Annotated in this window: 13 protein-coding genes; 6 read left to right on the top strand and 7 right to left on the bottom strand. The window is 41.1% G+C overall.

What is annotated here, in order from left to right; translation table 11 throughout:
- Positions 1 to 787 (bottom strand): acetyl-CoA carboxylase, carboxyltransferase subunit beta (accD, locus tag AC1DU2_RS23820; protein ID WP_477387422.1); only part of this gene is annotated, 787 nt, incomplete at its 3' end.
- 301 nt (positions 788 to 1088) lie between these two features.
- Here accD and AC1DU2_RS23815 point away from each other — a divergent pair.
- The 5 genes from AC1DU2_RS23815 (at position 1089) to AC1DU2_RS23795 (ending at position 5681) form a co-directional block, all read left to right on the top strand.
- Positions 1089 to 2612: a lipase family protein gene (locus AC1DU2_RS23815; RefSeq protein WP_477387420.1), complete on the top strand. Its 1524-nt coding sequence runs from the start codon at positions 1089 to 1091 to the stop codon at positions 2610 to 2612.
- A gap of 224 nt (positions 2613 to 2836) precedes the next feature.
- Positions 2837 to 3916, top strand: a complete 1080-nt coding sequence (gene fbaA, locus AC1DU2_RS23810; RefSeq protein ID WP_477387418.1) for a class II fructose-bisphosphate aldolase — start codon at positions 2837 to 2839, stop codon at positions 3914 to 3916.
- A gap of 93 nt (positions 3917 to 4009) precedes the next feature.
- Positions 4010 to 4519, top strand: coding sequence for a low affinity iron permease family protein (locus AC1DU2_RS23805; RefSeq protein WP_477387416.1), 510 nt, complete (start codon positions 4010 to 4012; stop codon positions 4517 to 4519).
- Positions 4485 to 4910: a GNAT family N-acetyltransferase gene (locus AC1DU2_RS23800; RefSeq protein ID WP_477387414.1), complete on the top strand. Its 426-nt coding sequence runs from the start codon at positions 4485 to 4487 to the stop codon at positions 4908 to 4910. Before AC1DU2_RS23805 ends, AC1DU2_RS23800 begins: the two co-directional genes overlap by 35 nt.
- A gap of 183 nt (positions 4911 to 5093) precedes the next feature.
- Positions 5094 to 5681 (top strand): hypothetical protein, encoded by a 588-nt coding sequence (locus AC1DU2_RS23795; RefSeq protein WP_477387412.1) that lies wholly within the window; start codon positions 5094 to 5096, stop codon positions 5679 to 5681.
- Between the two features lie 36 nt (positions 5682 to 5717).
- Here AC1DU2_RS23795 and AC1DU2_RS23790 read toward each other — a convergent pair whose 3' ends face one another.
- The 6 genes from AC1DU2_RS23790 to AC1DU2_RS23765 all read right to left on the bottom strand — a co-directional run bounded on the left by AC1DU2_RS23790 (position 5718) and on the right by AC1DU2_RS23765 (position 10425).
- On the bottom strand, positions 5718 to 6488 hold the full coding sequence (locus tag AC1DU2_RS23790; RefSeq protein ID WP_477387410.1) for a DNA-formamidopyrimidine glycosylase family protein: 771 nt from the start codon (positions 6486 to 6488) through the stop codon (positions 5718 to 5720).
- 47 nt (positions 6489 to 6535) lie between these two features.
- Positions 6536 to 7435 (bottom strand): helix-turn-helix domain-containing protein, encoded by a 900-nt coding sequence (locus tag AC1DU2_RS23785; RefSeq protein ID WP_477368455.1) that lies wholly within the window; start codon positions 7433 to 7435, stop codon positions 6536 to 6538.
- Positions 7436 to 8050 carry a pyridoxamine 5'-phosphate oxidase family protein gene (locus AC1DU2_RS23780; protein ID WP_477387408.1) on the bottom strand — a complete coding sequence of 205 codons (615 nt, stop codon included), beginning with the start codon at positions 8048 to 8050 and terminating at the stop codon, positions 7436 to 7438.
- Positions 8051 to 8060: 10 nt separating this feature from the next.
- Positions 8061 to 8477 carry a DUF1348 family protein gene (locus AC1DU2_RS23775; protein ID WP_477387406.1) on the bottom strand — a complete coding sequence of 139 codons (417 nt, stop codon included), beginning with the start codon at positions 8475 to 8477 and terminating at the stop codon, positions 8061 to 8063.
- A 177-nt stretch (positions 8478 to 8654) separates the two neighbouring features.
- Positions 8655 to 9212, bottom strand: coding sequence for a carboxymuconolactone decarboxylase family protein (locus AC1DU2_RS23770; RefSeq protein ID WP_477387404.1), 558 nt, complete (start codon positions 9210 to 9212; stop codon positions 8655 to 8657).
- A gap of 166 nt (positions 9213 to 9378) precedes the next feature.
- Positions 9379 to 10425 (bottom strand): winged helix DNA-binding domain-containing protein, encoded by a 1047-nt coding sequence (locus AC1DU2_RS23765; RefSeq protein WP_477387402.1) that lies wholly within the window; start codon positions 10423 to 10425, stop codon positions 9379 to 9381.
- An 82-nt stretch (positions 10426 to 10507) separates the two neighbouring features.
- Here AC1DU2_RS23765 and AC1DU2_RS23760 point away from each other — a divergent pair, with 82 nt between their 5' ends.
- Positions 10508 to 10651, top strand: coding sequence for a glycine zipper domain-containing protein (locus AC1DU2_RS23760; protein WP_477387400.1), 144 nt, complete (start codon positions 10508 to 10510; stop codon positions 10649 to 10651).
- Positions 10652 to 10750: the final 99 nt, after the last annotated feature.

Raw genomic sequence — 10750 nt, 5'->3', positions numbered from 1 at the left:
CTATAAAATCAAGGAAACCATGTTCCTGAACAAACTCAGCAGTCTGGAATCCTTTAGGCAGATCTTTTTTAATGGTTTCTTTAATAACCCTTGGGCCGGCAAAGCCAATCAATGAACCAGGCTCGGCAATATTTATATCGCCCAACATAGCATATGATGCTGTAACTCCACCTGTAGTAGGGTCGGTTAATAAAGAGATGTAAGGGATTTTAGCTTGCGATAGCAAAGCCAGCTTGGCAGATGTTTTGGCCATTTGCATTAACGAAAACGCGGCTTCCATCATCCTTGCACCGCCAGATTTGGATATCATCAGGAAAGGGATCTTGTTAGCTATGCTATGATCTATCGAGCGGGCAATTTTTTCGCCTACAACCGAACCCATCGAACCACCTATGAAATTAAAATCCATACAGGCAATCACAATGTCTTGTCCGTCAATTTTGCCCACACCTGCACGAATAGCATCTTTTAAACCGGTTTTTGCCTGGGTTTCTGTCAGTCTATCAGTATATTTTTTGGTGTCTTCAAAATGCAGCGGATCGCCTGATGTTAAATCGGCAAATAATTCTGTAAACTCGTTATTATCAAACAAAACAGAAAAATACTCTTTTGAACCTATACGCAGGTGAAAGCCACAGTAATGGCAAACATATTGATTTTCAACCTGCTCAGAATAGTGTAAAGGTTTCTTACAATTGGGGCACTTATTCCAGATACCATCAGGGGTTTCCTTCTTTTCCTCAGTAGTCGTAATTATCCCTTTCAACTCTCGTTTAAACCACGCCATATCTATGTCTAACTCTTTCAATTGACTACAAAGAAACGAAAAAAATAATAAACTGCTTAAATATGGATTACTAATAAGTTCATAAAAATTACCCCACTGTAATTTACAGCTTGTAACCAGACATATAGTGCTGTTTAGTGAAGAAAAATCGGCAGGGGCGCTAGCCTGGCTTAAGCAATCCTAAAATGTATTTTACGCCTTTAGTAGTAATCGTATTTGATTTTAAATAAGGTGTTTAAATTAAAATAGTATGGTTTTTAATTTGTAACATTATATTTTTAATTACCTAAATTTTAATCCGATGAAATCAGACAACCTTGTACTTGTATTTGTTCATGGCTGGAGTGTTACCAACCTTAACACCTACGGCGAATTACCCCTGCGTTTAAAAAAAGAAGCTGCCAACATTGCCCCAACAGTAACAGTTAAAGATATTTTTCTTGGGCAATATGTCAGCTTTCATGATGAAGTACAGCTGCATGATATCTCCCGGGCATTTGAACATGCTGTTCAGGAGCAATTATCGGCCGAGATAGCCGCCAATAGCCGCTTTGTTTGTATAACCCATTCTACAGGAGGGCCGGTGGTGAGGGAATGGTTTGACTTTTATTATAATAAATCTGATGCCCCCGTTTGCCCTATGAGCCATTTGATTATGCTGGCGCCAGCCAATTTTGGTTCGGCATTGGCACAATTGGGGAAAAGTAAAATAAGCAGGTTAAAATCGTGGTTTGAGAAAGTGGAGCCAGGGCAGGGCGTACTTAACTGGCTTGAGCTTGGCAGTGATAAATCATGGGACCTTAATGAAAAGTGGATAAAAGGAAAAGGAGGGGAGATTGGTGAAAATGGCATTTTTCCTTTTAGTATAATAGGACAGTCTATCGACCGCGCGTTTTATGATAACCTTAATTCGTACACCGGCGAACTGGGTTCTGATGGGGTGGTAAGATCGGCCGCAGCCAATTTAAACGCTACTTATGTGAGTGTAAAGCAGGGCCCTGTTGTTAATACCGGTGGTAAAGATACACCGGAGGCAATGACGGTGGAGTTTGATACTGCCCCTAAAACAGCCTTCAGGGTTGTTAAATGGAAGGCACACTCGGGTACCACTATGGGAATTATGGCCAGCCCTAAAGAAGATGCTTCTAAAGATAGTGCAGAAAGTGCTGCATTGATTGAAGCGATATTGGATTGTATTAAAGTAAATAATATAGCTGATTACAACGCCCTTGCCGATGCATTTGCAACTCAAACAGATGAAGTTCAGGCAGTAGAGCAGGTGGAGAAAGTATCGGAAGGCTTTTTTCTGCACGACAGGTATTTCATTCACGATAGATTCTCGATGGTGATTTTCAGGATTCATGATTCGGAGGATTACCCGCTAACAGATTATGACCTTATTTTTACCGCCGGCGACAATGCCGATCCTAATCATTTACCGGAGGGCTTTTTTGCCGACAGGCAGCAAAATAGTATATCGCCGCAAACGGTAACTTATTTTGTTAACCATGATATCATGAACGGCAGTGCCCCTATTATATTTGATGGGAAGGAATTACGACCGAAATTATTTGGAGCGGAAAAGCTGGGTCTTATTGTAAATCCACGGCCCGATACCGGTTTTATTAAATATGTGCCATTTGAAATAAGGGCCGACGACGACTTTTTGAAAAAAGTTATACAACCCAATTCAACTACGCTTATTGATATTTGCCTGCAGCGCGTTGTTAGCCAACAGGTGTTTGGGCTGATCAAATATAATGGCCCAATGCCTTATAAACATGATTTTAGCGACCTTGAACCGGGTACCGATTATGTAAATTGATTATATAGTTAACTTTAAGGTTAACATGAAATTATCGAAATGATAATAAAAGGACAGATTTTAACCCGGTTTTGCCCTTTTATTATCATTTTTCCCTTTAAAACTATCGTTTTAATATACTTTGCTTATAAAGCTGAACAAAATGTTAATATTCAACTATTAATAGTAACATTTCTTACCAAAAACAAAGAAATTTTATAACTTCGAGGCCCAAATAAAAGCTCATGGATTTAAAAAATTATAAAGGTGTTCTGCACGGCGATCAGGTGCAGGAACTGTTTGAAGCAGCTAAAAAGCATCAGTTTGCTTTGCCGGCGGTAAACGTTATAGGTACTAATACTATTAACGCGGTTATGGAAACAGCTAAGCTGGTAAATTCCCCGGTTATTATTCAGCTCTCAAATGGTGGCGCGCAATTTTACGCCGGCAAATCATTAGATAATTCAAAACTACAAGCCTGTATTTTAGGTGGTGTATCGGCTGCAAAGCATGTTCACTTACTGGCCGAACATTATGGTGTTGCCGTAATTTTGCATACCGACCACGCCGCAAAAAAATTATTACCGTGGATTGACGGCCTGTTAGATCATGGCGAGAAGTTTTTTGCCGAAACAGGCAAGCCACTTTTCTCATCGCACATGCTTGATCTTTCTGAAGAGCCTATCGAAGAAAATATCGAAATATCTGCTAAATACCTGGAGCGTATGGCCAAAATGGGTATGACGCTTGAAATTGAATTAGGTGTTACCGGTGGCGAAGAAGATGGCGTTGACAATTCTGATGTTGACAGCTCACGTTTATATACGCAACCAGAAGAGGTTTCTTACTCGTACGAGCATTTATTAAAAGTAAGCCCACGTTTTACTGTGGCAGCTGCTTTTGGTAACGTACATGGCGTTTACAAACCAGGCAACGTTAAATTACAGCCGGTTATTTTGCATAACTCACAAGAGTATGTAAAACAAAAATTCAACTTAACCGAAGAAAAGCCTATCAACTTTGTGTTCCACGGTGGTTCTGGTTCAAGCCAGGAAGAGATCCGCGAGGCTATTTCATACGGTGCTGTTAAAATGAATATTGATACCGATATGCAATGGGCATACTGGGAAGGTATTAAAGATTACTACAAATCAAAAGAAGGATACCTGCAATCGCAAATTGGCAGCCCTGATGGTGAAGATTCTCCAAACAAAAAATATTACGATCCGCGCGTATGGTTACGCAAAGGCGAAGAGAATTTTGTGAAAAGGCTTGCAGCAGCTTTTGAAGATCTTAATTGTATCGATGCCACCAGCAAACTATAAATAACCAATTTTAAAACTATTAAAGCGTCGGTACAACAAATGTACCGGCGCTTTGTTGTTTAGCCAAAATGGTTATTAAGCAACATCTACAAAATGGCTAAGACAAAAAAAAAGAAAAAAAATCTGTTTGAAAGGTTCGCCAACTGGGCAACTATTGCTACAGGAAGCTCTGCTGCGTTTATAGGCGCTGTATCTATCATCATCGTATGGGGCGTAACTGGGCCCATTTTTCAGTACTCCAATACTTGGCAACTCATCATTAACACTGGTACAACAATAGTTACCTTTTTGATGGTTTTTTTGATCCAGAAATCGCAAAATAAAGATTCAAAAGCCATACATTTAAAGCTGAATGAATTGCTGGCCTCGCACCAGGGAGCAAGTAACCGGATGGTTGATATTGAAGACCTTAATGAAATGGAACTTGACCAACTGCATAAGTTTTATGTACAATTATCTGAACTTGCCGAGTTGGAAGATGACATCACCTGCACCCATTCGATCGACGCGGCCGCCGAAAACCATAACAGCAAATTAGAGCACCTTAAAACAAGTACACATTACACCAATGCCATCAAAAACCGAAGTAAGAAAAGTAGTTGAACAAGCAGACCTGGACAAGGCATCAGCCATTAGATATGAAGTATTTGTTATTGGCCAGGATTGCCCACCCGGACTTGAGGTTGAATTTGATGATGAATCGACACATTTTTTGGCAACTGTGAATGGCGAGCCGGCCGGTGCCTGCCGCTTTAGGAAAACCGGGAAAGGCTATAAATTAGAACGATTTGCCGTACTCGAAAAGTTCAGGGGACAGGGTATTGGCCAGGCTCTTGTAAGTACAGCGCTGGAAGCTTTACCGGCCGAAGCAGATTACATTTACCTACACTCGCAGGTACAGGCAGTATCATTATATACCAGGTTTGGTTTTGAGCAGTCGGGGCCGGAGTTTGAAGAAGCCGGGATGATGCATTATAAAATGGTCAAGCGGTAGGTTTCGCGATTGTAGTTGACTATAGCTCTCCATTTGGTAGTAGGAAAAGGCAGTTTTCTTTTGCTTATCCATACTATTTATATAAAGCAGCTATCAACATACTATAATTTAAATAGAATTAAGATTTTGTCATGCAACCAATTTGGTTATGATATCGTCTCCTGTTTAAATTATATAAATACCATGAAAACACCGGTTTACCTATCATCGAAAACATCTATTTTAAAATCGTTTTTTAGCTGTTTATTCTGTTTGCTTGTAATAAGCAGCTTTGCACAGAATAAAACCAAAACAATAGGTAACAAACCCCGCGAAGGATCGGCAAACAACTCCTTTTCGGCAGTAAAAGGCAGGCAGATTGGAATTCAGATGAACGCCGGCCGCAAACAGGTTCAATTGCTAAAGCTTAACTTTCATGCCGCCAACCATGCAAGTGACAGTGTTACTTTTAAAGTGAATGTGTATAAAATGAACGGCAAGCTACCTGTAGATACCAATCTTATTGTTGCAGAAATAAAGGGCATCATCCCCAAATATGAAAGTGGCGAGCACCCATTGGTAACTGTCGACCTCTCACCGTATAATGTTGTAGTATCCGGGCAGATCCTGGTTGCTATTGAGTTTTTTACCACTAAAAATGGATCTGAAATAAGTTTTGCCTGCGGGTTGCTAAATGGTGGCACTTTCCACAAAGAGCCAGGAACCGACAAATGGAAAAAAATACCGGTTGTTGGTGCAGATTTTAACGTGCTGGTAAAGAAGTTGAAGTAGATAACGACAATTGTCCATGGCGTTATAACCAGCTAGCTACTCAAACAATTCCTGCTCATCAGTATAATAAGTTTTTCTCGATCCTTCTTTCACCTTGATTTCTGCACCTTTTGGGCTGTGGGTTTTCTTTGAGTTATGGATCAGCATAAAATCCCGAACTTCACCGTTGATGATATCCGGATTTGACTTAAGGATTGCCTTTTCAGCATTTTTTAAAACATCGTGAATGGCGTGAGTAAGATCTTTAAGCTTGGCTTCGGGTATTTTGTTGCTTGCCGAAAAAGGGGAGATGCCCGCATGCCACAATATTTCATCGGCGTAGGCATTGCCAATACCCCGGATGATCTTTTGATCTATTAGAACAGCTTTTATGTTGGTTTTGGTTTTAACTAACCGTGTTTTTAAAAAGTCAGCATTAATTGCCATGGCATCCGGCGATTCTTTCTCTTCCGGGTTTAACGTGGGATTGGCAATACCCTGGAAATCAGTTAGCACCAAGCCGGTGTCATCGTTAAAGTGTAATTCGATGATGGGATATTTATTTTCGTTTTTTCCATCAAACAAAAACAATTTGCCATGGAGCATCAGGTGCAGGGCCAGTACATCACCATTTTCGAATTTTAAATAAAGCTCCTTGCCTTCGCGGTACACCTTATCCAGCTTTTGACCTTCAAGGGTATCCTTTAATTGCTGATGGCTTACATTAAGCTTTTTGGCATTAACTATAATAATTTCCTTAACGGTTTTGCCGCCAAGTTTTTTATCAAGGTTGTGGCTGAAGGCCTGCAAGTCGGGTAGTTCGGGCATGGTGGTTGATGTTTTAAAAATCAAACCAAATATAAACGGATTAGTTTTTAATTTACCAGCTGATTGTCACTTGCCCTGCCAAATCCTACTGTATCCCGGTACATTTGTGGCGATACATCGGCATTGGTTTTAAAAAACCGGCTAAAGTAGTATTCGTCTTCATATCCCAGCTCCCACGCAATTTCTTTTACAGGTTTATTGGTTAAATACAATTCGCGTTTAGCCTCGATGATAATGCGTTCGGCAATCAGGTTACTGATGGTTTTATTAAAATGGCTTTTGGTGATACGTGCCAGGGCCTTAGCCGAAATGTTAAGCATATCGGCATAGTCACTCGCGCTGTGCTTGGTTTTGTAATGTATTTCGATGGCATCCTGGAGGCTTTGTAAAACAAATGGCTCTTTGTTTACCTTGTCGGGGTCTCTGTCCAACGACTGCTGTTCGGATTTTAGGCGGGAGGCCGTGATCAAAAAAATTTTCAGATATGATACCAGGATATCAAATTGGGCCATACCCTTGTTTTGCATTTCGGCTTTTACCTGGTTTATCACCATATCAAAAGTAGCCGCGCTGGTGGAATCGATTTTTATATATGGAGGATGGTAAATATTATCAAACAAAATGCCACTGCACGATACCTCTTTATGGTGCTTATGGATGCAAAAAAAATCGGGATGAAATTGAATAGCCGCGCCGTTAATTGCTTGCTCTGTAGCAAGCATAAACGGCTGGTAGGGCGTAAAAGCCAGCAGGTTGTCCTTTTCAAAGCTGTATTCCGAAAAATCAGATTTTAACCTGCCCGATCCTTCTTTTACCCAGATAACCGAAAAATAATTATTACGCTGTAAATGGTCAAAATAGCTGTTATCCTCAAATAAAAAAAGTTTGAAGGCAAGGTTGCCGGTCACAGGATCAACCAGGGTAAATGTATTTTGATTGTCTGCCATTTATTTTGATGCTAATTGTGCTTTAAGGGCCTGGTTTTCGGCTCTCAATTTATTGATGTATTCGTGTTGGGCGGCAAACTCATGTTGAATATCTTCAAGTGTGTACCTTGGGGTGATATGTTGTGGGCAGTTCCAATCGTAAGCTTTTACCTTTAATATAATGATCTTTTCGGGCTTAAATTTATAATCCGGCAGGTTTAGCTTATCATACAATTCGGTGTTATTTTCGATTTCTAAAATACTCGCTTCTGCAAAAATCTTAAGCCGGGCTTTTGCCGCCTGGTCTAACAGGAATAAAGCTACCTTATTATGGGTAACCAAATTACCTGCGGATATGTACTGCTTGTTGCCTCCAAAATCAATAAACCCCAGGGTTTCATGATCCAACACCTTTAAAAAGCCTTTAGGTCCACCGCGAAACTGTATATAGGGGTACCCGCTTTCGCTAATAGTGGATAGATAAAAATTATCCTGCTGGCTTATAAAATCCTCTTCGCTTTCGGTAAAACCATCGGTGTATTTAAATTCTTGCTGCCGTGCATAACCAGCCCGGCTGCCGTAGCGTTCCTGGAAACCTTTTACGGCATCAGTAAAAGCAATTTGCGCGTAATTCATGATCCTGGTTTTAAAACAGTTTTCTATCGGTTTCGGCAATAGGCATATCGTTAATGCTGGCAAAACGTTTTTGCATGTAGCCGTTCTCGTCAAATTCCCAAAGCTCGTTGCCATAGCTGCGATACCACTGCCCGGTATGGTCGTGCCATTCGTACTCAAACCTTACGGCCATACGGTTTTCGCGGAATCCCCAAAGTTCTTTCTTTAATTTATAATCCAGTTCTTTCTCCCATTTACCCGTTAAAAACTGTTTAACTTCTTCGCGGCCATTTATAAAATCGGTGCGGTTGCGCCATTCGGTATTAATGGTATAGGCAAGGCTCACCTTTTCAGGGTCGCGGGTGTTCCAAGCATCCTCTGCAGCCTGCACTTTCAGCTGTGCTGTTTCCATATTAAAAGGAGGAAGGGGATAACGTTTGTTTTCCATGGTGACGTTGTTTTAAAGTCGATAAAATTAGTGAAAGAGGGCCGAGAAGTAAGAATCAAGAGTCAAGAATCAACATGAAAAAACTGCACCCGGCCTAATTATTGATCGCCGGCACTTAATTCTTTTTAAAAATACCTGGAGCTGTCTTAATTCTTGATTCCTGCCTCTTGATTCTTTTTACAAGGCTTCAACAGCTTTATAAGCATTTACCACCGGGAAATCAATGTCGGTTTTGGCGGTATTGTTAAAATAGTTGGTCAGCACATTTAATGCTACGTGGCCAACAATTTCGCCTATCTCGCCATCAGTAAAGCCGGCTGCTTTTATTGCTTCAACGTCGGCATCATTTACCAGGCCTTGTTTAGCTGTTAATATGGTTGCAAATTGCAAAGCTGCAGCTGTTTTAGCATCCTGGCTATTGGCGTTACGGGCATCTGTTAAAGTTGTAGCGTCAATATGTGCCAACTTTTCGCCAATATAACTATGTGCGGATAAACAGTAATCACAATTGTTTTTTTCGGATACGGCCATGGCCAACAGCTCACCGGTTTTTGCACCAAGCTTGCCATGTGCCAATGCGCCGCTAAAGTTCAGGTAACCTTCTAATAAGGCCGACGAATTGCCCATGGTGCGCATCATGTTAGGTACAACACCTAACTTGCTTTGTATAGCAGTAAATAACTCTTTTGTTTTGCCTGTAGCTTCGTCAGGACTTAATGCTTTTAAACGTGCCATTGTAGTATGTTTTTTGTTTGTCGTTATTGACAATACAAAAGTGCACACAGCGGCAAACTTACAACATGGATGAATTTCGTTAGTACATGGACAATTTTCCCAAACGCATTTTTTCACGCAGAGACGTTAAGCCGCAAAGTTTTTTATTACTTCCTCTAAATACCGTCTATAATAAAAAGTCCCTGTACCTTTTTGCAGCAGCTTCTAAAGCCTTATCCTGTATTTTATTCAGCTTACCAAACAGGTTATAGCTGATATCAACGTCATTTGTTTTAATAGTCCTTTTCCAGTTGCCAACAACCTGGTTATCTATCACAATCACCGGATCGAAAATTACGTACCTGGCCTGCTCTTTGTGTTGGGGTGCAACCAGCGCGTCCCTGTCTTTATAGGCTATGGCAAATTCATCATAAGCAGGCAGCAAGTACGCTTTATTTTTAGTTAGAACAGTTGTTGAATGATGAGGCATCCAATATGTCTTTCCGTCAATTACTTCGCTTATCAGGCGACCCTTTATATGTTCAAGACCGGTACTTGCGTCTGCAATAGTAAGCCCCGACCAGTTGGCAAAATCATGTACAGTAGCGGGGCCGCGTGTATTGAAAAAGCCAGTTGCCAATTTATTTAATGCCTCTTCGTGGGTTAGCGATGGCGCGGCGGGTGCCCTGTCGTCAAGCAGCGCGTAGGTAAATTGTTTACCAACGCGGGCTCCACTGCAAATAACACCGTCAAGTTCGGCATGCATCAATAAAAGGGTAAAGCGTAAGTCGTCGGTTGGGATATGATTTCCGTTTAGCGCGCCGGTTAATTCTGCCCTGGTGAGTTGTTTATGGCCCTGCATGGTTTGGATAAAAACTTCATTAGCTTTATTGAATACAGTAGCATTTAGTTCAAATTTTTTATACATGCCCGCATTAATGGCATGTATACGCGGCGCGGTAAGCGCCAGTATCCAACGGATATCCCCGGGCGCAACAACATGCCAGGTAGGTCTCAATAGGTGGGTACGTAATATGCGGCCATCGGTAATTGCTTGTTCAACAACGCTTTCTTTTGCCGAGGTCATACGTGTCCCAATAGCCCATTTAGCCCCGGCGTAATCCTGGGCCTGTATGGCCAGCATGTTCTTAACAACATCCTCCGGGTTGCAAAAAACAGGGTTGCTAATGTACTGGTTATACATTCGCAGCCGGGCTAAAAGGTTATCTTTCATTGATTGTGTTTGAGTTATATTGTAAATTTATCAGGCCTTAATGACAAAGGCATGTCAGTAGGGGGAAATTTATTATAAGTAAATGAAAAATATTAACTCATCGTATTTAGCGATAGGTATTGCAATAGGCCTGGCGCTGGGTATAGCGCTTCACAACGTGGCCATAGGTATATCATTGGGCATTGCAGTTGGTTTGGCATTCAGCGCACAAAAAAGAGAACAATAAATTAAAGCCCGATCAAACAAATCAAACTTACGAAGTTTTAAAAACTTCGTAAGTTTTTCGTGCACCTGCCAATTCTGGGCTTTTTGTTTCACCGCCCAT

Source organism: Mucilaginibacter sp. P4_C11, from assembly GCF_056402115.1.
Note: the sequence above shows the minus strand (reverse complement) of the source record. Positions and strands in the feature narration are given on the sequence as shown.